This window comes from Enterobacter cloacae complex sp. CDL013 (assembly GCF_049238805.1).
Classification (GTDB): Bacteria; Pseudomonadota; Gammaproteobacteria; order Enterobacterales; family Enterobacteriaceae; genus Enterobacter; species Enterobacter hormaechei_C.
Genome location: NZ_JBMKGT010000001.1, coordinates 450,116 through 474,385, shown reverse-complemented (window position 1 = coordinate 474,385; position 24,270 = coordinate 450,116). Strand labels below are relative to the sequence as shown.

Genomic DNA, 24,270 nt, shown 5'->3' with positions numbered 1-24,270 from the left:
GAAAGACGATAATCGTCCCATAAGGAGCTCACTTGATTACACATATTAGCCCGCTTGGCTCTATGGATATGTTGTCGCAACTGGAAGTGGACATGCTTAAACGCACCGCCAGTAGCGACCTTTATCAACTGTTTCGTAACTGTTCACTTGCCGTACTGAACTCCGGAAGCCTGACCGACAACAGTAAAGAGCTGCTGTCCCGCTTCGAAAGTTTTGATATCAACGTGCTGCGCCGCGAGCGCGGGGTGAAGCTCGAAGTGATCAACCCGCCGGAAGACGCTTTTGTCGACGGGCGTATTATTCGCTCACTTCAGGCAAACCTGTTTGCCGTGCTGCGCGACATTCTGTTTGTTAACGGACAGATCAGCAATGCCGGACGTTTCCAGCATCTTGACCTGGAAAGTTCCGTTCATATCACCAACCTGGTCTTCTCCATTCTGCGTAACGCCCGTGCCCTGCACGTGGGCGAAGCGCCGAACATGGTCGTCTGCTGGGGCGGTCACTCCATTAACGAAACCGAATACCTGTATGCCCGCCGCGTAGGGACGCAGCTCGGCCTGCGCGAACTGAATATCTGTACCGGTTGCGGTCCTGGCGCGATGGAAGCGCCGATGAAAGGCGCGGCAGTAGGACACGCACAGCAACGCTATAAAGAAGGCCGTTTTATCGGCATGACCGAGCCATCGATCATCGCCGCTGAGCCGCCTAACCCGCTGGTTAACGAACTGATTATTATGCCGGATATCGAAAAACGTCTTGAGGCGTTTGTCCGTATCGCGCACGGCATCATCATCTTCCCGGGCGGCGTAGGCACGGCGGAAGAGCTGCTTTATCTGCTGGGGATCCTGATGAACCCGGCCAACAAAGATCAGGTTCTGCCGCTGATCCTGACCGGCCCGAAAGAGAGCGCCGACTACTTCCGCGTGCTGGACGAGTTTATCGTGCATACGCTGGGCGAAGACGCGCGCCGTCACTACCGCATTATTATTGACGATGCCGCAGAAGTGGCCCGTCAGATGAAAAAAGCGATGCCGCTGGTGAAAGAGAATCGTCGTGATACCGGGGATGCCTACAGTTTTAACTGGTCCATCCGTATCGCACCGGATCTTCAGATACCCTTCGAGCCGTCGCATGAGAACATGGCGAACCTCAAACTCTATCCGGATCAGCCGGTGGAAGTGCTGGCTGCCGACCTGCGTCGCGCCTTCTCTGGCATCGTGGCGGGGAACGTGAAAGAGGTAGGGATCCGCGCAATTGAAGAGTTCGGGCCGTATAAGATCCACGGTGACCCGGAGATGATGCGCCGCATGGATGACATGTTGCAGGGCTTTGTCGCTCAGCACCGCATGAAGCTTCCAGGCTCTGCCTATATTCCGTGTTACGAAATCATCAAGTAAAGCGACATTTCTCTCCTCTCAAGCCGGATCGTCATCCGGCTTTTTTATTAGTGATGCAATTCATAGCGATCTTCAATGTTATTAACAAATCTGACGCCTGCGCAAACGATTACCTCGATTTTGAAACCGTAAATAATCAGCCTTAATCGAAATTACCCGCCAGAAAATCCTAAAATCCCATTTCTTTACAGCGAAAGACACCTATCTCGCGGGTCGACCTTTTCGAAAACATGTCGTTAATGGTAGCCTTCGCGCCCGTAAATTCTCTTTGATGTTTTTTTAACAGATAAATGGTCTAAAGATACCCACATCACAAGTGGATTATTGCATTTGGGATCGCGATCACTGATAGATTCATAACTAGAATGTATCTTTCCGCCCGCCAATAGTTACGGGCAAAAATTATTAAAAAACCGTCACTGAACGAATTTCATATTACCGTCAGGCACTTTTTCATCGGATTTGACTAAAAACCTGACAATTTGCTTCCTCCAGGAGATACAGATGGAAACCACTCAAACCAGCACCGTTGCTTCGATTGAATCCCGAAGCGGTTGGCGCAAAACGGATACCATGTGGATGCTTGGCCTGTACGGCACAGCAATCGGCGCTGGTGTACTGTTCCTTCCTATCAACGCAGGTGTCGGCGGTATGATCCCGCTGATCATCATGGCCCTCATCGCTTTCCCGATGACCTTCTTTGCACACCGCGGCCTGACCCGCTTCGTGCTGTCCGGTAAAAATCCGGGCGAAGACATCACTGAAGTCGTTGAAGAACACTTCGGCGTCGGCGCAGGTAAGCTGATTACCCTGCTCTACTTCTTCGCGATTTACCCGATTCTGCTGGTGTACAGCGTTGCTATCACCAACACCGTTGAAAGCTTTATGATGCACCAGCTTCAGATGACCCCGCCGCCGCGTGCGATTCTGTCCCTGATCCTGATCGTCGGTATGATGACCATCGTGCGCTTCGGCGAGCAGATGATTGTGAAAGCGATGAGCGTGCTGGTGTTCCCGTTTGTTGCGGCTCTGATGGTGCTGGCTCTGTACCTGATCCCACAGTGGAACGGCGCTGCGCTGGAAACCCTGTCTCTGAGCAGCGCATCCACGACCGGCAACGGTCTGCTGCTGACCCTGTGGCTGGCGATCCCGGTGATGGTATTCTCCTTCAACCACTCGCCAATCATCTCTTCCTTCGCAGTAGCGAAGCGTGAAGAGTACGGCAATGGCGCAGAGAAGAAGTGCTCCAGCATCCTGGCTCGCGCGCACATCATGATGGTACTGACTGTAATGTTCTTCGTGTTCAGCTGCGTGCTGAGCCTCTCCCCGGCGGATCTGGCGGCGGCGAAAGAGCAGAACATCTCTATTCTGTCTTACCTGGCAAACCACTTTAACGCACCGCTGATTGCGTGGATGGCGCCGATCATCGCGATTATCGCCATCACCAAATCCTTCCTGGGCCACTACCTGGGCGCACGTGAAGGCTTCAACGGCATGGTGATTAAATCTCTGCGTGGTAAAGGCAAGACCATTGAAATCAACCGTCTGAACAAAATCACTGCACTGTTCATGCTGGTGACCACCTGGGCGGTAGCCACCCTGAACCCAAGCATTCTGGGCATGATTGAAACCCTGGGCGGCCCGATTATCGCGATGATCCTGTTCCTGATGCCGATGTACGCGATTCAGAAAGTGCCTGCGATGCGCAAATACAGCGGCCATATCAGCAACGTGTTCGTTGTTGTGATGGGCCTGATTGCCATCTCCGCTATTTTCTACTCGCTGTTCAGCTAATACCTCCTGCGCCGTCTGCGGACGGCGCACTTCTCCCCTCTGACTGAAGCAATGGACGCATCATGATTAGCGTATTCGATATCTTCAAAATCGGTATTGGTCCTTCCAGCTCTCACACCGTCGGACCAATGAAAGCCGGTAAACAATTCACGGATGACTTGATTGCACGCGGCATTTTGCACGACATCACCCGCGTGGTTGTCGATGTATATGGTTCCCTTTCCCTGACCGGTAAAGGCCACCATACCGATATTGCCATTATCATGGGGCTGGCGGGTAATCTGCCGGATACCGTTGATATTGATGCAATACCTGGCTTTATCCAGGACGTGAACACCCACGGTCGTTTGCTGCTGGCGAACGGCGAGCATGAGGTTGAATTCCCGGTTGATCACTGCATGAATTTCCATGCGGATAACCTGTCGTTGCACGAGAATGGCATGCGCATTACCGCGCTGGCCGGCGACAAAGCGGTTTACAGCCAGACGTATTACTCCATCGGCGGCGGGTTTATCGTCGACGAGGACCATTTTGGTCAAAGCACCAATTCTGCTGTTGATGTGCCGTACCCTTACAAAAACGCGGCCGACTTACAGCGTCACTGCCAGGAGACAGGGCTTTCTCTCTCCGGCCTGATGATGAAAAACGAGCTGGCCCTGCACAGCAAAGAGGAACTGGAACAGCACTTCGCTAACGTCTGGGAAGTGATGCGCAGCGGCATTGAGCGCGGGATCACCACCGAAGGCGTGCTGCCGGGTAAACTGCGTGTTCCGCGTCGTGCGGCTGCGCTGCGCCGCATGCTGGTCAGCGCCGACAAAACCACCACCGATCCGATGGCCGTCGTCGACTGGATCAACATGTTCGCGCTGGCGGTGAACGAAGAGAACGCCGCGGGCGGCCGCGTCGTCACCGCACCAACCAACGGGGCGTGCGGCATTGTTCCGGCGGTCCTGGCGTATTACGACAAGTTTATCCGCGAAGTGAACGCAAACTCACTTGCACGCTACCTGCTGGTCGCCAGTGCGATTGGCTCACTGTACAAGATGAACGCCTCAATTTCTGGCGCGGAAGTAGGCTGTCAGGGTGAAGTGGGCGTAGCCTGCTCTATGGCGGCGGCGGGTCTGGCCGAATTGCTGGGCGCAAGCCCCGCGCAGGTTTGTATCGCGGCGGAAATCGGCATGGAACATAACCTGGGGCTGACCTGCGATCCGGTCGGCGGACAGGTCCAGGTGCCATGCATCGAACGTAACGCCATCGCCTCGGTGAAAGCAGTGAACGCGGCCCGTATGGCGCTGCGTCGTACCAGCGAACCGCGCGTCTGCCTCGACAAGGTTATCGAAACCATGTACGAAACCGGCAAAGATATGAACGCCAAATACCGCGAAACCTCCCGCGGTGGCCTGGCGATGAAGATCGTCACCTGCGATTAAGCCTCTCAGGAAGCCTCGTTTTGCGAGGCTTCTTCCTGTTTTCCCCACCATTCATAGTTTCATGCTGCGCTCAGTGTTACCCTTCACCCATTAGACAGAAGGGAGATTATCTGTGGCCGTTCATTTGCTTATCGTCGATGCTCTTAACCTGATTCGCCGTATTCATGCGGTACAGGGCACACCCTGCAAGGACACCTGTTTACACGCGCTGGAGCAGCTTATCCGCCACAGTGAACCCACCCATGCGGTCGCGGTTTTTGATGACGAAGCCCGCAACACGGGCTGGCGGCACCAGCGCCTGCCGGACTACAAAGCCGGGCGTGCGCCGATGCCGGACGATCTGCACGCAGAAATGCCCGCTATCCGCGCGGCCTTTGAGCAGCGCGGCGTTCCGTGCTGGGGCGCCCACGGTAATGAGGCTGACGATTTAGCCGCAACGCTGGCGGTTAAAGTCGCGAGCGCCGGACATCAGGCGACTATCGTTTCAACCGACAAAGGCTACTGCCAGCTGCTCTCCCCCACTATCCGTATTCGCGACTATTTTCAAAAACGCTGGCTGGACGCGCCGTTCATTGCCAGCGAGTTTGGCGTATCGCCTGAGCAACTGCCGGATTACTGGGGGCTGGCGGGGATCAGCAGCTCTAAAGTGCCGGGTGTCGCCGGTATTGGACCCAAAAGCGCCGCACAGCTGCTGACGGAGTTTCAGAGTCTGGAAGGGATGTACGCCCGGCTGAACGAGGTGCCGGAAAAATGGCGCAAAAAGCTGGAGGCGCATAAAGAAATGGCGTTTATCTGCCGGGAGGTGGCGACGCTACAGACTGATTTACAGCTGGACGGGAATTTACAGCAGTTAAGGTTAGAACGTTAAAACAACTACACGATTTTGTAGGCCCGGTAAGCGCAGCGCCACCGGGCGTTACAAACGTTATCGCTCGTCGCGACGCCCCCCCACGGCCGCCCACCAGCGACGGATATGCACCGTCACTTCTTCGCGGTCGTGATAAAGCTGACGCGCCTGGATTTCCGCGTTAATCCCGTGTTCATCCAGCTGCTGCTGAATATAAGCCAGGTTCTGCGACACCTCTTCGTAGCGCTTTTTCATCGGCAGCTTGAGGTTGAAAATGGTCTCGCGACACCAGCCGTTCACCAGCCAGGAGGCCATCAGCGCGGCCACTTTCGCCGGTTTCTCAACCATGTCGCACACCATCCAGGAGATGTTGTTGCGGTTCGGGCGATAGCGGAAACCGTCTTCACGCAGCCAGGTGACCTGTCCGGTGTCCATCAGGCTTTGCGCCATTGGGCCGTTATCAACGGACGATACCCACATGTTGCGTTTCACCAGCTGATAGGTCCAGCCGCCCGGGCACGCGCCAAGGTCGACGGCATACATGCCGTTTGCCAGCCGTTCGTCCCACTCGTCCGCCGGGATAAAGACGTGAAACGCCTCCTCCAGCTTGAGGGTTGAACGGCTCGGCGCATCTGCCGGGAAGCGCAGACGCGGGATCCCCATAAAGAACGGCGAGTTATTGGTGGTATACGAGTAGCCTGCGTAACAACATCCTGGCGCAATAAAGAAGATATGCACGACTGGGCGCTTTGGCGTTTCGTAGTTTGTCAGCACACCCGCATCACGCAGCGCCGCGCGCAGCGGCACGGTGAACTTACGGCAGAACTTCATCAGCTCTTTGCTTTCGTTGGTGTCGGCCACTTCCACGCGCAAATCGCCGCCCTTCTCCACCACGCCCTGCAACAGGCCAACAATCGGCGTGATGCGATCTTCCGGCGGAAGATCTTTCAGCAGTTCACCCGCGACAAACATCTGACGGGCGAAAATCAATGAGCTGAACGGCAGTTCGCGCGCCAGCTTGTCGGCATCATCAGGCTGATAGCATTCAAATACCACATAGCCCGCGTTCTCTTTGACGCGAGCGAATCCAAAGACTTCACGCTTCGCCGCTTTATCGGTGATTTCCGCGGCGCACTCTTTCTCAAACCCCGGGCGACAATATAAAACAACCTTATTCATGAACAACGCCCTTGCGTTTCAGACGGATAGCTCCGATAAACATTAACACCCAACCCGCCAGGAAGCTGACGCCGCCGACAGGTGTAACAAACGCCCACAGGCGTAAATGCGACAGCGCCAGACAGTAAAGACTGCCGCTGAACAGTACGGTACCCAGCGCCAGAAAGACGCTGCTCCAGTAAAACCAGATGCTGATGCGGCGCTGCATCGCCACCGCCAGCCCAAAAATTGCCAGCGTGTGGAACGCCTGATATTCAAGGCCGGTCTGGATCCACCCCATCTCCACAACGCCCAGAGATTTGCTTAAGACATGCGCGCCAAACGCGCCCAGAGCTACAAAAATAAAGCCACTCACCGCGGCGAAAATCAGCATGAATCGGCTGGTCATGTTTAAGTCCTGAATTGATGCGTGCCCGGCACACAAACGTTATTGTTCATACCTGAAGCGGAATTTTTCTTGCTCGCTTGCCGCTTTCGCCAGTATCCACTGCCGGAAAGCGGCTATTTTACCCAGTTCTGCCTGACTGTCATGACAAACCAGATAAAATGCATTCTTGCTGACCAGTACATCGTTAAATGGGCAAACCAGACGGCCTGCCTCAATTTCGGACTGCGCCATAACGTTGTTTGCCAACGCCACGCCCTGCCCGTGAATGGCAGCCTGTAGCACCATCGCGCTGTGGCTAAAAATGGGCCCCTGCTGCACGTTTATATGATTAAGACCTAACTGGCGGGTATAAGTTTGCCAGTCGCGACGCGACGCATCGTGCAAAAGCGTATGTTGCGCCAGATCGGCGGGCGTTTTGAGCGCTTTATCCCCCGTCAGCAGCAGCGGTGAACAGACCGGCAACAGATATTCTGCGTATAATTTTTCCACACGCAAGCCCGGCCAGTTACCGCGACCGTAAAAAATCGCCACGTCCACATCATCTGCAAGCTTGTCTTCCTGACGGTCCACCGCCTGGATTCGGACATCGATTCCCGGATAAGTTGAGTTAAAGCTTGAGAGTCGCGGCACCAGCCACTGAATGGCAAAACTGGGCAATAAACTCACAGTCAGGGCGCCTTTTGCGCTCCGGGCCTGAAGCTTGCGAGTGGCTTCCGTCAGCTGGGAAAAAATCTCTTTAATATCCTGAAAATAGCTCTGCCCCTCTTCGGTCAACAGCAACGAACGGTTGCGTCGACGGAACAGCTTAAGCCCCAGAAAATCCTCCAGAGACTTGATTTGATGACTTACTGCGGCCTGTGTCACAAAAAGCTCATCGGCTGCGCGGGTGAAGCTGAGGTGGCGTGCTGCTGCATCAAAAACACGTAATGCATTAAGGGGTGGCAATCGCTTGGACATGGTTATCTGGCTTAGATGTTAACGAGATTTAACATATAGGAAACAACGTTTAACCTATTAGTTTTTTTTATCTGAGCCATTATAATTTGTCCGTTGAGGAACTACCAGCAAATACCTATAGTGGCGGCACTTCCTGAGCCGGAACGAAAAGCTTTTTTTGGAATGCGTGTTCTGAAGGGCTTTTGGCTTACGGTTGTGATGTTGTGTTGTTGTGTTTGCAATTGGTCTGCGATTCAGACCACGGTAGCAACGCTACCAATTTTTCACTTCCTGTACATTTACCCTGTCTGTCCATAGTGATTAATGTAGCACCGCCAACTTGCGGTGCTTTTTTTTCGCTTATCTAACTGTTAATGCTCGATTTCCTTCATCTCTTTCACGTCAGTGCGATTGATCTGCTGTTTGTTCCCGTTAGCATCTTTGTATGAAATCATCCCGGTATCATTATCGGTTGTCGGTTTCCCTTCAGAGACGATAGATCGACCATCGTTGGTATGCATTACGTAGTTATTTCCAGAACAGGCGCTCAGGGCAAAGGTCAACGCACAGGCAGAAATGATTGCAGCTGTCTTTTTCATGATTATCTCCTTTAGCAATTAATGCTATTCAAACCTCGATTTATAACAGGCTAAAACATCCGCCTAACACTATTTAGCATAACCTGCTTTTTCAGACTCGCCAGGATAAGCAGACAAATCTGATAGATATCAACTTCCTTGCCCTGCCGATGAATTTGCGCGACGATCGTAGAATCGATATGAGGAATTCCATGAACGCTTTCAGTCCTGCGCAGTTTCGCGCACAGTTTCCCGCGCTGGCCGATGCCGGCATTTATCTTGATAGCGCTGCCACGGCCCTTAAACCGCAGGCGGTGATTGAGGCAACCCGCCAGTTTTACAGCCTGAGCGCCGGGAACGTGCACCGCAGCCAGTATGCCGACGCGCAGCGCTTAACGGCGCAATACGAAGCCGCACGGGATCAGGTCGCGCGCCTGATCAATGCTGACAGCGGTAAGAACATCGTCTGGACGCGGGGCACCACCGAGGCCATTAACATGGTTGCGCAATGTTACGCGCGTCCGCTGTTGCAGCCCGGGGATGAGATCATCGTCAGCGAGGCGGAACACCACGCCAACCTGGTGCCCTGGCTGATGGTGGCCGAACAAACCGGGGCACAGGTTGTAAAGCTCCCGTTGGGTGCGGACTTCCTGCCTGACGTGGCGCGTCTGCCTGAGCTGATTACGCCGCGCAGCCGTATTCTGGCGCTGGGGCAGATGTCCAACGTCACCGGCGGCTGTCCGGATCTGGCGCGTGCCATTGAAATTGCCCATGCCAGCGGCGTGGTGGTGATGGTCGACGGTGCGCAGGGTGTGGTGCATTTTCCGGCTGATGTGCAGGCGCTGGATATCGACTTCTATGCCTTCTCAGGGCACAAATTGTACGGGCCAACCGGTATCGGCGCGCTGTACGGCAAACCTGAACTGCTGGCCCGGATGACGCCGTGGCTCGGCGGCGGCAAGATGATTACCGAAGTCACCTTCGACGGTTTTAAAACGCAGGATGTGCCCTACCGCCTGGAAGCCGGTACACCGAACGTGGCCGGGGTTATTGGCCTGAGCGCGGCGCTCGAATGGCTGGCAGAAACGGACGTGGTTCAGGCTGAAAGCTGGAGCCGGGGTCTGGCGACGCTGGCGGAAGAAGAACTGAAAAAACGTCCGGGTTTTCGCTCGTTCCGCGTGCAGGACTCCAGCCTGCTCGCCTTTGATTTCGCGGGCGTGCACCATAGCGACATGGTAACGCTACTTGCCGGATACGGCATTGCCCTGCGTGCCGGACAGCACTGCGCCCAGCCGCTGCTGGCGGCTATTGGCGTGAGCGGTACCCTGCGCGCCTCGTTTGCACCGTACAATACAAAAAGTGACGTCGATGCGCTGGTTTCCGCCGTCGACCGCGCCCTGGAATTACTGGTGGATTAATGACAAGTTCAGCTTTAGCCGGACACCCGTTCGGCACCGTTATTACTGAAGAGACGTTAAAACAGACCTTTGTCCCGCTCACGCAGTGGGAAGATAAATATCGTCAGCTGATCCTGCTGGGCAAACAGTTGCCTGCACTGTCAGACGAGCTGAAATTACAGGCGAAGGAGATCGCAGGCTGCGAGAACCGCGTCTGGCTTGGGTTTAGCGTATCCGGTGAGAAACTGCATTTCTTCGGCGACAGCGAGGGACGCATTGTTCGCGGTCTGCTGGCGGTGCTGTTGACCGCAATCGAAGGGAAAAGCGCCGCAGAGCTGCTGGCGCATTCTCCGCTGGCGCTGTTTGATGAGCTGGGACTTCGCGCACAGCTTAGCGCCTCGCGCGGTCAGGGACTGATTGCGCTAAACGACGCGGTGCTGGATGCCGCCCGTCAGGCTCAGGCCTGACGTTCCGCCTTCGCCATCATCTTCTTCAGGGCGTGAGAGACCGCCACAAAGCCGAAGGAGGCGGTCACCATGGTGGCCGCTCCAAACCCTGAGGCACAATCCATCCGCTTTGGCCCTTCCGCCGTGCTTTTCATCGCACAAACTGAACCATCCGCCTGCGGGTAGACCAGCGCTTCGGTGGAGAACACGCAGTCGACGCCCAGCTTGCCCTTGCTGTTCTTCACCACATTGAAGTCGCTCTTCAGGCGTTCACGCAGCTTGGCAGCCAGCGGATCCTGAATGGTTTTCGCCAGATCCGCCACCTGGATCTGCGTCGGATCGATTTGCCCGCCCGCGCCGCCGGTCGTGACCAGCGGCACCTTGTAACGACGACAGTAAGCGATCAGCGCCGCTTTTGGCCGCACGCTGTCGATGGCGTCAATCACATAGCTGTAGCCTTTGCTCATGTACTCCGCGACGTTATCTGCCGTCACAAAGTCGTCGATCACCGTCACCCGGCACTCCGGGTTGATGAGACGAATACGCTCCGCCATCACCTCGGACTTCGCCAGACCGACGTTATCACGCAGGGCGTGGATCTGACGGTTAGTGTTAGTGACGCAGACATCATCCATATCAATCAACGTAATTGCGCCAATGCCGGTTCTTGCCAGCGCTTCTGCCGCCCACGAACCCACGCCACCAATGCCCACCACGCAGACATGCGCATCCGCGAACAGTTGCAGGGCTTTTTCACCATATAACCGTGCCGTGCCGCCGAAACGCTGGCGCCAGGCATCGCTGATTACCACAGACATAAAACCTCAGATGTAAAAAGGGTGAGGTATTCCTCACCCTGAACCGTAATCCGCTTGCGCTCAGAATACCACAATCAGCCGCTGAATACGTTTCCGGTACCCGGCGCTGTCTTCAGCACCCACACGCGTCCGTAGTGGTTATACCAGCCTGCACGATGGCCAGCATCCGGGCCGATGCCCTGATAAATGTCGAAGTGCTGGCCTTTGATCGCCCCACCCACGTCCAGCGCCACCATCAGGCGTAATTCATATTTGCCGTTGAATTTGCCGTTGTTGTCGAGGAGTGGAACTTCCGCCAGGAGCGTGGTACCCGCCGGAATAATCGAACGATCCGATGCCACAGAAGCGCGGCCAATCAGCGGGACGGCGCTCGCCCCTTTCACCGGCGCAAAGTTCTGCGGTTTGAAGAAGACAAACGATGGGTTCTGCTCAAGCAGCTCACGCACTTCCGCTTCGCTGTGCTTTTCGCCCCACTCGCGGATAGCCTGCATCGACATATCTTCTCGTTTCACTTCGCCACGGTCGATCAGCACCTTACCGATGCTGCGATAGGCATGGCCATTTTTACCGGCATAGCTAAAGAAGTTCAGCGGCGAGCCGTCGCCAAAATCAATATAGCCACTGCCCTGCACGTCCATAATGAAGTTGTCCATCAGCGAGTTGCTGTAGGCCAGAACATAATTTTCGCTCAGCGCGCCGGCGTAGATCTCGGCGCGGGACGGCAGACGACCGCGTTTCGGCGGCATACGGTAAATGGGATACTGGAACTCGCCCTGGCGCGTGTGTCGCGCCTGGACAACCGGGGTGTAGTAACCGGTAAACTGGACGTTACCGTAGTTATCCGCCCCCTCCATCTGCCAGGCATCGATACCAAACTGGCGCATATTGCGGGTATCACCGCCTGCACGCAGCCAGTCCTGCACGGCACTATAAACGTTGTTCTGTGCGCCATACAGGCGCGGCGACGCTTTGCGGATCTGGTACACCTGCTCGGAGAAATCCCCGGCATTGATTGGAGCACCCACGGCATCGGGCTGGTTAACTAAAGAGAAAGGCTGGGATAACTTCCCGTCTTTATACTGTTGACCGCGATCGGTCGGTTTGGAAGAGCAGGCCGCAAGAATCGCCACCATTGCGCCTGTCATCAGATACTTCGCCCAACGTCCTTTCATTATATCTCGTCTTTTAGTTGCCCAATTCCGCGAGATGAAGATAACAAACCCACCGTGTTAATGAAATGCAATCGCCTTCCCTTTGGCAAATTCTGCACAAAAAATAGTCCAAAGTGGCTTTTGCCGTTCATTTTGCATACAAAATAATGAATTATGTGAAAAAGGGGTTGCATCACAAACCTATCCGAGTATAGTGCGCTTCCACGGACGCGGGGTGGAGCAGCCTGGTAGCTCGTCGGGCTCATAACCCGAAGGTCGTCGGTTCAAATCCGGCCCCCGCAACCAATTAAAATTTGATGAAGTATCTTCTACGACAGTAGAAGTTTTTGCGAAGTAGTTCGAATCACAGCAAGGCGACGACGCAGTGAATCCTTAGGGACTTACTCCAGTAAGTGACTGAGGTGAACGAGGAAAGTCAACGCAGATGTGGTTTGAAATACGAAGCAAAAAGACGGACGCGGGGTGGAGCAGCCTGGTAGCTCGTCGGGCTCATAACCCGAAGGTCGTCGGTTCAAATCCGGCCCCCGCAACCAATCAAATTTGAAGAAGTAAGTTTCTACAAGTGTAGAAAGACGGACGCGGGGTGGAGCAGCCTGGTAGCTCGTCGGGCTCATAACCCGAAGGTCGTCGGTTCAAATCCGGCCCCCGCAACCAACACTTCTTAAAACAATAAACACCCTGAAGGGTGTTTTTTTGTATCTGGCGTTTGTGAAAATGCCGGGCATGATACCCGGCTTAATGCCCTACCCCCGCCGCGCCAGCGTTTCCCCGTCTGAGAAGTAGGCCCGGATCCCCGCCAGAATCGACTCCGCCACTTCCTGCTGGAATTTAGCCGTCTTGAGCTTACGTTCCTCTTCCACGTTACTGATAAACGCGGTTTCGACCAGAATGGAAGGAATATCCGGCGCTTTCAGTACCGCAAATCCGGCCTGCTCGACGCTGTTTTTGTGCAGCTTGTTGACCCGGCCCAGTTTGCCCAGCACCGCTTTACCAAACTTCAGGCTGTCGGTAATAGTCAGCGACTGCACCATATCAAACATCGTATGGTCGACGTAACGGTCGCCACTTTTGCTCACACCACCGATTAAATCCGAGGCGTTCTGCGTGTCCGCCAGGTATCTCGCGGCGGTGCTGGTCGCCCCTTTTGTTGACAGGGCAAACACTGAGGATCCGCTCGGCTGGCGGCTGGTGAAGGCATCCGCATGAATAGAGACAAACAGATCCGCGCGCTGCTTTTGCGCTTTTGCCACGCGGACCTTCAGCGGAATAAAGACATCTTCGTTGCGCGTCATATAGGCGCGCATATTGCCCTCTTTGTCGATCAACGCCTTCAGACGACGGGCAATTTGCAGCACCACATCTTTTTCGCGGGTGCGATATTTCCCGACGGCGCCGGAATCTTCTCCGCCGTGGCCAGGATCGAGCATGATCACAATCGGGCGATCGCGCCCCGCCTTGCCAGGCTTTGGACCACTTTGCGCTGGCGGAACCTGGCTGTCGAGATCGCCTTTGTTGTAATCCTCAAGTAATGCCAGGAGCGGATCCTGAATATCCGTCGCATTCGCCGGATAGAGATCCATCACCAGACGCTCCTTAAAGGCGGCAACAGGCGCAAGGGCAAAGAGCTGCGGTTTCACGTTCTGCTTCAGCTCAAACACCATGCGCACGGTTTGCGGATCGAACTGCCCGACGCGCGCCGATTTGATAAACGGATCGTCGCCACGGATTTGTGCTGCCATGCCTTTAAGCACGGAGTTGAGGTTCACACCTTCGAGATCAACCACCACACGTTCAGGATTGCTGAGGGCAAATTGCTTGTATTTCAGCACGCGATTGGACTCGACCGTCACGCGCGTATAGGTCGACGACGGCCAGACGCGCACCGCGACTACCTGGCTTGTGGCGGCAAGACCCACCTGGCTGACGCTAAGCAACCACATCGCCCCGGCCCCTTTTAACAGGCGGCGGCGGCTTATTGCTGAATTGGATCCCGACATGCTTCTCCCGAGCAAGAAATCTGATTGATGAACAAAACGCCCAAATTGACCGAAAACTTTAACGAATGACGCATAAACTGTCATCTATAAAAGGGTAAACAATCATACGTTAACGCACGGATTACTTATTATTTTCTGTGGGTCGCAGAAAATTTAGGCTTGCACACGCGGCCGCGATCGAATAAAAATACATAAATTACGAATAAACATTCACTAAGGGTTGTATCATGGTTAAGGAACGCAGAACCGAACTGGTCCAGGGATTCCGCCATTCTGTTCCCTATATCAACACCCATCGGGGAAAAACGTTTGTCATCATGCTTGGCGGCGAAGCCATTGAGCATGAAAACTTTTCCAGCATCGTCAATGATATCGGCCTGCTGCACAGCCTCGGCATCCGTCTGGTGGTGGTGTATGGCGCACGTCCGCAAATCGAAGCCAACCTGGCCGCCCATCACCATGAGCCGATCTACCACAAACACACGCGCGTGACGGATGCGAAAACCCTCGAACTGGTCAAACAGGCGGCGGGTCTGTTGCAGCTCGATATCACCGCCCGCCTGTCGATGAGCCTGAATAATACGCCGTTGCAGGGCGCGCACATTAACGTGGTGAGCGGCAACTTTATCATCGCTCAGCCGCTCGGCGTGGACGATGGCGTGGATTACTGCCACAGCGGCCGCATCCGCCGTATTGATGAAGACGCCATTCACCGCCAGTTAGACAATGGCGCGATCGTCCTGATGGGGCCCGTTGCCGTCTCCGTAACGGGTGAAAGTTTTAATCTGACCTCAGAAGAGATTGCCACCCAGCTGGCCATCAAGCTGAAAGCGGAAAAAATGATCGGCTTTTGCTCCTCGCAGGGTGTCGTGAACGATGAGGGCGTGATTGTGCCAGAACTTTTTCCGAATGAAGCCCAGGCGCGCGTGGAAGCGCTGGAAGCAGAAGGCGATTACTATTCCGGTACCGTGCGTTTTCTTCGCGGCGCCGTTAAAGCGTGCCGCAGCGGGGTGCGCCGCAGCCACCTGATCAGCTATCAGGAAGACGGTGCGCTGTTGCAGGAACTGTTCTCCCGGGACGGGATCGGTACGCAGATCGTCATGGAGAGCGCCGAGCAGATCCGCCGTGCCACCATCAACGATATCGGCGGCATTCTGGAGCTGATCCGTCCGCTGGAACAACAGGGCATTCTGGTTCGCCGCTCCCGGGAGCAGCTGGAGATGGAGATCGACAAGTTCACCATCATTCAGCGCGATAACCTGACCATTGCCTGTGCGGCGCTTTATCCGTTCCCGGAAGAGCAGATTGGCGAAATGGCGTGCGTTGCCGTGCACCCGGATTACCGTAGCTCCTCGCGGGGGGAACTGCTGCTTGAACGCGTGGCGGCACAGGCGCGCCAGATGGGTCTGAGCAAGCTGTTCGTGCTCACCACGCGCAGCATTCACTGGTTCCAGGAGCGCGGCTTCACGCCGGTGGATATTGATTCCCTGCCGGAAAGTAAGAAAGAGATGTACAACTACCAGCGCCGCTCGAAGGTGTTAATGGCGGACCTGGGATAACAGTCACCCTCTCCTGTTGGAGAAGGCGTTCACTCAGACAGATTCAAATATCGCGCTTAATCCGCTTCTGCGCTCGGTACGGGTGGCAATAGCCTGGCTCAACACGCGCTCATCCGCATACAGCGACAGGCGCTGGCGCGCACGGGTAATGGCGGTGTAGACCAGTTCGCGGGTCACTACCGGCGACAGCTGTGTCGGCAGGATCAGCGCCGCATGGTTGAACTCGGAGCCCTGAGATTTATGTACCGTCATCGCCCATGCCGTTTCATGCTCTGGCAGGCGGCTGGGCTGGACGGACTTCACGCTACCGTCCGGTAGCTGGAACCAGACGCGCAGACCGTTACCGCGATCGAGCGCAATGCCGATATCCCCGTTGAACAGCCCCAGCGCACTGTCGTTGCGGGAGATCATCACTGGCCGGCCTTCATACCATCGCGAATGCAGCTGACGGTTAATTTTGCGTTTCTGCACCAGCAACTGCTCCAGCCTGTCGTTCAGGCCCGTGACGCCAAACGGCCCTTCCCGCAATGCGCACAGAAGCTGGTATTCGCCAAATGCGGCGATGACCTGTCCGGGCTGACTGCACTGCTGCACGCAGCTCAGAAAATGCTGGTATCCCTGGAGAGCCTCCTCAAGCATAGCCTGATACTCTTCCCCGCTTTGCAGCGATTTCTTTTCAATGTCAGTGAAGGTACCGTCAAACACCGTGCGCGTGGCGTGCCTGTCGCCACGGTTGACCGCCGCAGCCAGCTGGCCGATGCCGGAGTCGCTACCGAAACGGTAGCTTTTTTGCAGCAGGCACAGGCTGTCACGCAGTGCGCCCGCGATCGGCGTGTGATCGGGTTCAAGCGAGCAGCCGGTCAGACGGGCGAGCTCCTGCGCCCGCGCGGCGGTATAACCGTAACTGGCGTAGGTACAGATATCTCCCAGCACCGCCCCGGCTTCTACAGAGGCGAGCTGGTCGCGATCGCCCAGGAAAACCACCCGCGCATGGGGTGGCAGAGCATCAATCAGGCGCGACATCATGGTCAGGTCGATCATGGAGGCTTCATCCACCACCAGCACGTCCAGATGCAGCGGATTACCCGCATGGTAGCGCAGCCGCTGGCTACCCGGCTGCGCGCCGAGCAGACGGTGCAGAGTACTTGCTTCACCCGGGAAAAGCGCAAGCTGCTCCTGAGTGAGCGGCAGCTGTTGCATCGCGCCGCCCAGTGATTCGGTCAGACGCGCCGCAGCCTTCCCGGTGGGCGCCGCCAGACGAATACGGCATCGCTGCTCGCCTGAAAGCTGTATCAGGGCTGCCAGCAGCTTTGCGACGGTCGTTGTTTTCCCCGTTCCCGGGCCGCCGGATATCACCGAGATCCGCCGCGTCAGGGCGACGGCCGCCGCCACTTTCTGCCAGTCTGTGTCCTCACCGGAGTCAAACAGCCTGTCCAGCGTCTGGCGAAGCTGTGCTTCGTCGCAGGGAAGCGGCGCATTGGTCTCACTAAAGAAACGCGCTACCGTCAGTTCATTTCGCCACAGGCGGTTCAGGTATAAGCGCTCCCCCGTCAGGATCAGCGGTGCCTGGTTGTCTCCCGGCCCAACGGCTGACGATTCCCGCAAGATTTTCTGCCAGTCCACCTTATCTCCCAGCAGCGCAAAGCAGGACTGGAGGACAGGCGGCATTTTCTCGTCAACCACCAGACGCGAGAGCGGCAGACACACATGCCCCTCTCCGGCATCTTTACTCAACAGGGCAGCGGCAAGCATCACGGCGGGCTGGTCAGCGGCAATCATCATGGCAAACTGCACGTCCAGCTGACGCAGCACGCGTTGCTCTACCGCATCCAGCAATAAGTCCTGCATCGTCATGCCATCTCCTCCGTGTTTGCTGCAAACAGGTTATCCATTTTATTAATCAATTCCGCATCCGGACGAGTGCTGAAGATCCCGGAGCGCGGATCGGCAGCGTCAACCCCGCGCAGGAACAGGTAGATGACGCCGCCAAAATGATCGTCGTAGCGGTAATCCGCAATACGGTGGCGCAAATAGCGGTGCAGCGCCAGGGTATAGAGCTGATATTGCAGATCGTAGCGATGCATTTGCATGGCGGCCGCCATCGCCTGCTGGGTATAGGCTGCGCTGTTCTCGCCCAGCCAGTTTGATTTGTAATCCAGCAGGTAGTACCGTCCTTCGTGACGGAAGACCAGGTCGATAAACCCTTTCAGCATGCCCTGCACCTGACGGAAGTTCAGCGGCGGGCAACCGGCTGACAGCGGATCGTACTGACGGATAAGCGCATCGAGCGCGTCGGCCTTAAGCGGGCCTGCGACGGGCAGATAAAACTCCATCTCAACCTGCTTATTTTTGGCCGTTAACTGGCGAAGAGAGAAGCCCTGCGCCGTCAGCGGCGCTTGCAAAATGGCGTTGATCCAGTCAGTGAGAACGGGCTGCCAGTGCGCGTCATAGCCTCCGCTCTGCAACATCTTCAGCACCCACTCCTCACTGACAGGCTGGGTGAAATCAAGCTCTTCAAAAAGGCTGTGCAAAAAGGTGCCCGGCGACGCGCCGCGTGGGAACTGATGCGGAGTTAACGTCGGTTCAACCGGAACATCGCCTACCCCTGCGGCATCCACGTCCAGCTTCGGCATGAGATCCTGCGCAATACTTTGCCCGTGCTGTTGCAGGCCAGAATAGCTGGTGACGCGCCAGTCGTCGGCAAGCACCCGTGTGATCTGGCGCGCGTTAAGATCGGTCACGGGCTCTTGCGCCATTTCCCAGCGGCTGTTGTCTGGCAGAGAAGGGATATGCAGGGCGATATCGTCTCCGCAAAGCGACTCAATACAGAGGCGCAACCCCGCCGCATCTTTTGGCTCACCACGCTGAATAAGCCGCCCTAAGGCGCTTAAATGGAAATCGCTCTCCCCTGTTTTTTCCCCGCGACGGCGGAAAACCGGCGCGACGCCCAGGCTGCAATGCCAGACAGAACGGGTCAGCGCCACGTAAAGCAGGCGCAAATCCTCCGCCAGACGCTCCGCTTCCGCCAGCTCAACGCTGGTTTCCGCCTTGCTGAGATCGAGCACCGCATCGAAAGTCTCGCGGTCATGATAATAGGCCTGATCCTGAACGCGGTAGTTCGCGATAAAGGGCAGCCAGACCAGCGGATACTCGAGACCTTTCGATTTGTGAATGGTGACGATTTGCACCAGATGCTTATCGCTCTCAAGACGCATCTGCTGGCTTGAGGCGTTACTGTTTGGATCCGCGATTTGCTGCGCCAGCCAGCGCACGAGAGCATGTTCACTTTCAAGCTGGGTGCCGGCTTCCTGCAACAGTTCGCTGATGTGTAAAATATCGGTAAGACGCCTTTCACCGCCGGATGACGCCAGCATATTTTCGGCAATCTGACGCCGCGTCATCAATTCGCGCAGCATCGCCATGACGCCGCGTTTTTGCCAGCGTTCACGGTAATGGACAAACTCTTCCACCACCGCATCCCATGCGTTTTCGTCATGGTTGAGCTCATCAATATCGCGCGCGTTCAAACCCAGCATAGAGCTGGCCAGCGCGCTTCGAAGCGTATTTTCGCGCTCCGGCGCCAGTACCGCCTGAAGCAGCCAGAGCATTTCCTGGGCTTCCAGCGTGTCGAACACGCTGTCACGGTTAGAGAGATACACTGATGGAATATCCAGCAACGTTAGCGCATCGCGGATTAACGCCGCTTCCTGACGACTGCGCACCAGCACGGTAATATCAGAGGCTTTAACAGGATTTGCCTGTTCCCCCTTCCACAGCAGCGCCTCGCCGCGGTTGCCTGCGCTCAGCCAGTCACGGATTTGCGCGGCGCAGTGCTGGGCCATCACCGCCTGATAGTCAGCAACGCCATAGCCTTCCCCTTCAAGCAGCCAGAAGGTCATGGCGGGCTGCTCCGCGCCACTGACTTCGAAGCGCAGGGATGCGTTTTTTGGGGCGGATTTCACCGGCAGAAAAGGGATTTCCTTGAACATGAACGCCGTCTCCATACGGCTGAACAGCGCATTGACGCTCTCAACCATCCCCGGAGCGGAACGCCAGTTGGTGTCTAACGTGTAATGCGCGACAACTTCACTACGGGCTTTCATATAGGTGAAGATATCTGCCCCACGGAAGGCGTAAATCGCCTGTTTAGGGTCGCCAATCAACAACAGGGCAGTGTCGGGCTGCTGTCGCCAGATCCGGCGAAAAATGCGGTACTGCTGGGGGTCGGTGTCCTGAAATTCGTCAATCATCGCCACCGGAAAACGGGTACGGATCGCGCTGGCGAGCGCTTCACCATTCTCGCTGGACAGGGCTTCGTCCAGGCGGCTCAGCATGTCATCAAACCCCAGCTCGCCCCGGCGACGTTTTTCGCGCGCGACGGCCTGGCGGATCTCCGTCATGGCGCGGGTGATCATCAGGTCATTGAGCGTTAATGGCTCCGCAAGCAGCGCTTCAATCGCCACAAACAGGGGATGCTCAGGCACAATACCGTCGGCTTTGGTTCGCTCGGTCAAAAAGCGTTGCGAAAATTTTTCCAGTGCGTCCGGAAGCTGGTAACCCCGCGTCTCCTCCTGGGCCCAGGCGCTGATCTTTTCGATCCACTTCCCCTGGTTCCCACGGTTGAACTTGCGTCTGTCGATGCCTGAGTTTTCGATGATTGCATCAATTTCACCAACCGACTCATTCCACTTCTGCTTAAGCGCGGTAATTTTGGCGACGATCTTTTCATGGCGCGAGGCCAGCGTTTCATCGGCAGGCGGAGGAGATTTAATGACCGGCGCCTCGCCTTGCAGGTAACGGTCGATGGCGCGAAGAAGCTCTTCCGGACCTTTCCACAGGGCGTGAACCGCTTCGGCAATGTCGCGCTGCAACGGATAACAGTGTCGACGCCAGAAATCCGCACAGGCCTGATAGCGAAGCTCGGATTCATCTTCAATAAGCTGCTGCTCAAAGAGCATGCCGGATTCAAACGCATTCAGGCTCAGCATGCGCTGACAAAAACCGTGAATGGTGAAGACGGACGCTTCATCCATTTGCCGTTCGGCCAGCAGCAGCCATTGCGCAGCCTGCTGCTTATCCGCAATCTCGTCCAGCAGGCTCGCGTAGAGGGGGTTATCCGTCGTCTGACGCAGACAGGCGATGCGCAGCTCATGAATGTTGCTGCGAATACGGCCACGCAGCTCGGCAGTGGCCGCTTCGGTGAAGGTTACCACCAGCAGCTCTTCCACGCTTAACGGGCGCGAAAAAGCGGCGTTGCCGCCGAGCCCCAACAGCAGACGCAGATAGAGCGCGGCGATGGTATAGGTTTTTCCCGTTCCCGCTGAGGCTTCAATCAGTCGCTCACCCTGTAGAGGTAAACTTAGGGGATCAAGCGGCTCAGCGGTATGGGTCATTCTTTCTTACTCCAGGGCATTGTTTGTTGCAGCGCGCTGACGCTCTTCCAGACGGTCCACTCTTTTGATTTTACGTAGTCCGTTTTCCCGTTCTGGCTGCCAGAAACCTGAGACAGGATGGCCATACCCTGCGGTTTTACTACCGCCTGATGGAAGAAATCGGCAACCTTTTGTGGCGTCAGCTGTTTTATTTCGGCCACTATTTTATCACGCGAATCAAATTTCATATTACCGCGATCAAAATCTTTGCTCAGCTGCGAGGTCTCTTCACCCAGCGTCTGCGGCGGTTGCATCACCTGGGCGATAACCGCCTGCTGGATTTGGGCAAACTCTTCCGGCTTCATGGCGCGCAGTTTTGCTTCCGCCTGCGGGAAGAACGCCTGATAACGCTGCCACAGGTAAGCGGGTTGCTTGTCACTGCTTTGCAGAAGGAAGCCCAGCCCCCACTGACGGCCCACATTCATGGAGAAAGCGAACACCGCATAGCCCAGCTGCTCTTCGGTGCGCAGCTGGTTGTAAAACCACGGCTGAATAATTTGACCAAGCACAGCACTCTGGGCAGAGCTGGTAAATTCGTCATAACCGACAGGGACAAACACCGCGGCCAGCGCGGAATCCGTGCTGCTTCCCGCTTTTTCGAAGATCACGTTCTGCTTTTTCTCTACCAGCACATCCTGGTTACGGCACCACTCATCGCCTTTTGAACCCAGTTGCGCACGGACGTTTTGCGCCAGCGTTTTAGCCTGATCTTCGCTCATATTCCCTACAACCAGGAACTCCGGACGGGTATTGGTTTTCAGCGCATCACGGTAAGCCAGCACCTCTTTTAAGGTGACTGAGGGCAATATCGCGCGGCGATCTTCGCGCTGGAAGTACGGAATTTGCGACAGCATCTGTGCTGGCATAATCGCCTGATCGTAGGCTTTACCCTTCTCGGCAGAATCCATCATCTGGGCATACCAGGACTTAGCCTGCTCGAGCTGTTCTTCCGTAGGCGTATAGCTGAAATAACCGTCCAGCAGCGCCTGGAACAGCTGCGGCAAACGCTGGGTATAGCCGTTGGCATTCACCATCAGGCCGTTATTGGCGTTGGTGGAGAAACTGATACCACCAACGGCAGCCTGGTTGCTGAGCTGATCGAGGGCAATACCGGCCAGATAATCATTAAGCGCAAACAGCACCTGGTTTCTGGCGCTGTCCATTGCTTTGGGGTTACGCAGCACCACGCTGACATCCGCTTTTGGCTCGTCGGCGAAATAGCGGCTTGGGGTGTAGACCACGCGCAGCGTCGGCTCATCAACAATCAGCTCCGGGTGCGGATACGCCTTTGCGGGTTTGATCAGCGAGAAATCGTCCGGGATGTAGGGGTTAAGCTCCGGTAACTTCAGCGCAATTTCCCCCGCCTTTTTCTGCCAGCCCGCGAAGGTCTGTTCGCTGATTTTTTCAACCTGATACGGGGCATCAACGAAGTAGGCCATTTTGTTATGCGGTTCGTTCGGGCTGATATACCAGACGCGGGCATTCTGCGGAGTCATCATCGCCAGACGCGCTTTGAGCGCTCCGGCGTCAAACTGGTCGGCAATATTTACCGCATCCAGCGTATGTTCCACCGGCACGCGGATCATGGTATCTGCCAGCCACTCAACGTAGTCCATATCACGCGTGATAGAGGGATAGCGGAAATCGAGATCCAGCACGTGCGCCAGCTCGTCAAAGTAGCGTTTATCGACGCCTTTGTCGCGCAGCAGAGAGAGATAACTGAAAATGGCCGCAACGACGTCGTTCCGGTGAGCCAGCCCTTTATCGGTCAGCGTCGCGGAGATGGCCAGCACGCCGCTATTCCCATTTACAACGGGATCGGAGTCAGCGCGAATACCTTCCACCAGCCCCTGCTTTTGCAGCCAGTCGGAGAGCGTACCCGGGCTGCGGTTGCCGATAAGATACGTCACCAGCTCGTCGGTTTTGCTGCGGAACTGCGCCGTGTTGTTATCAATACGGAATTCAACGCGTAACACCTTGCGCGGCAAGGCCGGCACATAGTGAATAACAATGCCTTTTTGCGCGTCCGTGACAACTGGCACGTTAATCTGCGGCAGATCGATATTTTTATTTGGCACCCTGCCGTAGGTCTGCGCGGCCATGTTTGCCAGCGTCGGCAACGGTTTATTGCTGTAGATAACCGCTTTCATCAGATTGGCGGAATAGTATTTTTCACGAAACGCATGCAGCGCATCGAGCACCGGGCTACCTGGCTTGTCGCTCAGCGTTTCAAGGTTGCCGCCTGAGAAGCGCGAACCCGGGTGCGCCGGATTGATGGTTTCAGCACTAACCTGCGCCATGCGCATACCGTCTCGCGTGCGCGCCATCGTCAGTTCGGCGTTCACGGCATTACGTTCACGGTCAGCGTATTTTTTATCCAGCAGCGGTGCGGCGATGGCATCCGCCAGACGATCCACCGCCCCATCAAGCGCATCATTTTCCACTTCCAGGTAAAACGCGGTGCGATACGGCGCGGTACTGGCGTTGTGGCTGCCGCCATGCATTTTCAGAAATTCGGACAGGCTGTCAGGCTGTGGGTATTTTTTAGATCCCATCAGCGTCATGTGCTCAAGGTAGTGCGCCAGTCCCGGATGGGCGTCAGGATCTTCCAGCGAACCCACCGGCACAACCAGCGCGGAGAGCGATTTCACCGCCTGAGGATCGGAAACCAGCAGTACGGTCATCCCGTTATCAAGACGAATCGCCTGATACTGACGGGTGTCCTTATCGCTCTTACGGATTGTTTCCTTGACAGGTTGCCAACCGGAATCGGCCTGTGTGACGGGAGCCCAAAGGGCGATAAACAAAACAAACGCTTTGAACAAGGTGCTGCCTGGCATTACGACCTCTTTATCACGGCTACATCATTAACAACGTGCGTGCTGGACACGCCAGCATCT

The 24,270-nt window shown here is 55.9% G+C and carries 17 protein-coding genes and 3 tRNA genes; 10 read left to right on the top strand and 10 right to left on the bottom strand.

Features of this window, described 5'->3' with window-relative positions:
* The first annotated feature begins 32 nt into the window (after positions 1–32).
* From ppnN to xni, 4 genes are all read left to right on the top strand, one after another.
* Positions 33–1,397 carry a nucleotide 5'-monophosphate nucleosidase PpnN gene (gene ppnN, locus ACOTXD_RS02285; RefSeq protein WP_003862748.1) on the top strand — a complete coding sequence of 455 codons (1,365 nt, stop codon included), beginning with the start codon at positions 33–35 and terminating at the stop codon, positions 1,395–1,397.
* 504 nt (positions 1,398–1,901) lie between these two features.
* Positions 1,902–3,191, top strand: coding sequence for an HAAAP family serine/threonine permease (locus ACOTXD_RS02280; protein WP_003862749.1), 1,290 nt, complete (start codon positions 1,902–1,904; stop codon positions 3,189–3,191).
* A 62-nt stretch (positions 3,192–3,253) separates the two neighbouring features.
* Complete coding sequence (locus ACOTXD_RS02275; protein WP_003862751.1) at positions 3,254–4,621, top strand: L-serine ammonia-lyase; 1,368 nt, start codon at positions 3,254–3,256, stop codon at positions 4,619–4,621.
* 112 nt (positions 4,622–4,733) lie between these two features.
* Positions 4,734–5,489 (top strand): flap endonuclease Xni, encoded by a 756-nt coding sequence (gene xni / locus ACOTXD_RS02270; RefSeq protein WP_060579705.1) that lies wholly within the window; start codon positions 4,734–4,736, stop codon positions 5,487–5,489.
* A 57-nt stretch (positions 5,490–5,546) separates the two neighbouring features.
* Here the strand turns inward: xni and rlmM are convergent, their stop codons facing one another.
* From rlmM to ACOTXD_RS02250, 4 genes are all read right to left on the bottom strand, one after another.
* Complete coding sequence (gene rlmM / locus ACOTXD_RS02265; protein WP_003862754.1) at positions 5,547–6,647, bottom strand: 23S rRNA (cytidine(2498)-2'-O)-methyltransferase RlmM; 1,101 nt, start codon at positions 6,645–6,647, stop codon at positions 5,547–5,549.
* The gene (locus ACOTXD_RS02260; RefSeq protein WP_003862756.1) at positions 6,640–7,035 is read right to left on the bottom strand and encodes a DUF423 domain-containing protein; all 396 of its coding nucleotides are present in this window, start codon (positions 7,033–7,035) and stop codon (positions 6,640–6,642) included. The genes rlmM and ACOTXD_RS02260 overlap by 8 nt, the downstream gene beginning before the upstream one ends.
* Positions 7,036–7,074: 39 nt before the next feature.
* Positions 7,075–7,992, bottom strand: coding sequence for a glycine cleavage system transcriptional regulator GcvA (gene gcvA / locus ACOTXD_RS02255; RefSeq protein WP_003862758.1), 918 nt, complete (start codon positions 7,990–7,992; stop codon positions 7,075–7,077).
* Between the two features lie 350 nt (positions 7,993–8,342).
* Positions 8,343–8,570, bottom strand: a complete 228-nt coding sequence (locus tag ACOTXD_RS02250) for a YgdI/YgdR family lipoprotein (RefSeq protein ID WP_003862759.1) — start codon at positions 8,568–8,570, stop codon at positions 8,343–8,345.
* A gap of 191 nt (positions 8,571–8,761) precedes the next feature.
* Here ACOTXD_RS02250 and csdA point away from each other — a divergent pair, with 191 nt between their 5' ends.
* Complete coding sequence (gene csdA / locus ACOTXD_RS02245) at positions 8,762–9,967, top strand: cysteine desulfurase CsdA (protein ID WP_022651789.1); 1,206 nt, start codon at positions 8,762–8,764, stop codon at positions 9,965–9,967.
* Positions 9,967–10,413: a cysteine desulfurase sulfur acceptor subunit CsdE gene (gene csdE / locus ACOTXD_RS02240; protein WP_003862762.1), complete on the top strand. Its 447-nt coding sequence runs from the start codon at positions 9,967–9,969 to the stop codon at positions 10,411–10,413. Before csdA ends, csdE begins: the two co-directional genes overlap by 1 nt.
* Here the strand turns inward: csdE and tcdA are convergent.
* Both tcdA and mltA read right to left on the bottom strand, forming a co-directional pair.
* Positions 10,404–11,210, bottom strand: coding sequence for a tRNA cyclic N6-threonylcarbamoyladenosine(37) synthase TcdA (tcdA, locus tag ACOTXD_RS02235; RefSeq protein ID WP_006811804.1), 807 nt, complete (start codon positions 11,208–11,210; stop codon positions 10,404–10,406). The two genes, csdE and tcdA, sit on opposite strands and share 10 nt — an antisense overlap.
* Positions 11,211–11,284: 74 nt before the next feature.
* On the bottom strand, positions 11,285–12,382 hold the full coding sequence (gene mltA, locus ACOTXD_RS02230; protein WP_003862765.1) for a murein transglycosylase A: 1,098 nt from the start codon (positions 12,380–12,382) through the stop codon (positions 11,285–11,287).
* Positions 12,383–12,590: 208 nt separating this feature from the next.
* On the opposite strand from mltA, the gene ACOTXD_RS02225 reads away from it, so the two are divergent.
* The 3 genes from ACOTXD_RS02225 to ACOTXD_RS02215 all read left to right on the top strand — a co-directional run bounded on the left by ACOTXD_RS02225 (position 12,591) and on the right by ACOTXD_RS02215 (position 13,036).
* Positions 12,591–12,667, top strand: a tRNA-Met gene (locus tag ACOTXD_RS02225).
* A gap of 171 nt (positions 12,668–12,838) precedes the next feature.
* Positions 12,839–12,915 (top strand) — tRNA-Met (locus tag ACOTXD_RS02220).
* 44 nt (positions 12,916–12,959) lie between these two features.
* Positions 12,960–13,036, top strand: a tRNA-Met gene (locus ACOTXD_RS02215).
* An 89-nt stretch (positions 13,037–13,125) separates the two neighbouring features.
* Here ACOTXD_RS02215 and amiC read toward each other — a convergent pair.
* The gene (amiC, locus tag ACOTXD_RS02210; RefSeq protein ID WP_003862766.1) at positions 13,126–14,379 is read right to left on the bottom strand and encodes an N-acetylmuramoyl-L-alanine amidase AmiC; all 1,254 of its coding nucleotides are present in this window, start codon (positions 14,377–14,379) and stop codon (positions 13,126–13,128) included.
* Between the two features lie 227 nt (positions 14,380–14,606).
* Here amiC and argA point away from each other — a divergent pair, with 227 nt between their 5' ends.
* Positions 14,607–15,938: an amino-acid N-acetyltransferase gene (gene argA, locus ACOTXD_RS02205; protein WP_003862767.1), complete on the top strand. Its 1,332-nt coding sequence runs from the start codon at positions 14,607–14,609 to the stop codon at positions 15,936–15,938.
* A 33-nt stretch (positions 15,939–15,971) separates the two neighbouring features.
* Here the strand turns inward: argA and recD are convergent, their stop codons facing one another.
* The 3 genes from recD to ptrA are packed head-to-tail and all read right to left on the bottom strand — an operon-like array spanning position 15,972 to position 24,210.
* A complete protein-coding gene (recD, locus tag ACOTXD_RS02200; RefSeq protein ID WP_032610058.1) occupies positions 15,972–17,792 on the bottom strand; it encodes an exodeoxyribonuclease V subunit alpha in 1,821 nt (606 codons plus the stop codon).
* Positions 17,789–21,331 (bottom strand): exodeoxyribonuclease V subunit beta, encoded by a 3,543-nt coding sequence (recB, locus tag ACOTXD_RS02195; RefSeq protein WP_061856267.1) that lies wholly within the window; start codon positions 21,329–21,331, stop codon positions 17,789–17,791. The genes recD and recB overlap by 4 nt, the downstream gene beginning before the upstream one ends.
* Positions 21,328–24,210: a pitrilysin gene (gene ptrA / locus ACOTXD_RS02190; protein WP_003862771.1), complete on the bottom strand. Its 2,883-nt coding sequence runs from the start codon at positions 24,208–24,210 to the stop codon at positions 21,328–21,330. The genes recB and ptrA overlap by 4 nt, the downstream gene beginning before the upstream one ends.
* Between the last annotated feature and the right edge of the window lie 60 nt (positions 24,211–24,270).

Bases quoted from the DNA above. Each gene is read 5' to 3' on its own strand.
- ACOTXD_RS02250 (WP_003862759.1), bottom strand. From the start codon at position 8,570: ATGAAAAAGACAGCTGCAATCATTTCTGCCTGTGCGTTGACCTTTGCC.
- ACOTXD_RS02275 (WP_003862751.1), top strand. From the start codon at position 3,254: ATGATTAGCGTATTCGATATCTTCAAAATCGGTATTGGTCCTTCCAGC.
- ACOTXD_RS02260 (WP_003862756.1), bottom strand. From the start codon at position 7,035: ATGACCAGCCGATTCATGCTGATTTTCGCCGCGGTGAGTGGCTTTATT.
- rlmM (WP_003862754.1), bottom strand. From the start codon at position 6,647: ATGAATAAGGTTGTTTTATATTGTCGCCCGGGGTTTGAGAAAGAGTGC.
- mltA (WP_003862765.1), bottom strand. From the start codon at position 12,382: ATGAAAGGACGTTGGGCGAAGTATCTGATGACAGGCGCAATGGTGGCG.
- ACOTXD_RS02280 (WP_003862749.1), top strand. From the start codon at position 1,902: ATGGAAACCACTCAAACCAGCACCGTTGCTTCGATTGAATCCCGAAGC.
- recD (WP_032610058.1), bottom strand. From the start codon at position 17,792: ATGACGATGCAGGACTTATTGCTGGATGCGGTAGAGCAACGCGTGCTG.
- csdA (WP_022651789.1), top strand. From the start codon at position 8,762: ATGAACGCTTTCAGTCCTGCGCAGTTTCGCGCACAGTTTCCCGCGCTG.
- argA (WP_003862767.1), top strand. From the start codon at position 14,607: ATGGTTAAGGAACGCAGAACCGAACTGGTCCAGGGATTCCGCCATTCT.
- tcdA (WP_006811804.1), bottom strand. From the start codon at position 11,210: ATGTCTGTGGTAATCAGCGATGCCTGGCGCCAGCGTTTCGGCGGCACG.
- amiC (WP_003862766.1), bottom strand. From the start codon at position 14,379: ATGTCGGGATCCAATTCAGCAATAAGCCGCCGCCGCCTGTTAAAAGGG.
- gcvA (WP_003862758.1), bottom strand. From the start codon at position 7,992: ATGTCCAAGCGATTGCCACCCCTTAATGCATTACGTGTTTTTGATGCA.
- recB (WP_061856267.1), bottom strand. From the start codon at position 21,331: ATGACCCATACCGCTGAGCCGCTTGATCCCCTAAGTTTACCTCTACAG.
- ptrA (WP_003862771.1), bottom strand. From the start codon at position 24,210: ATGCCAGGCAGCACCTTGTTCAAAGCGTTTGTTTTGTTTATCGCCCTT.
- csdE (WP_003862762.1), top strand. From the start codon at position 9,967: ATGACAAGTTCAGCTTTAGCCGGACACCCGTTCGGCACCGTTATTACT.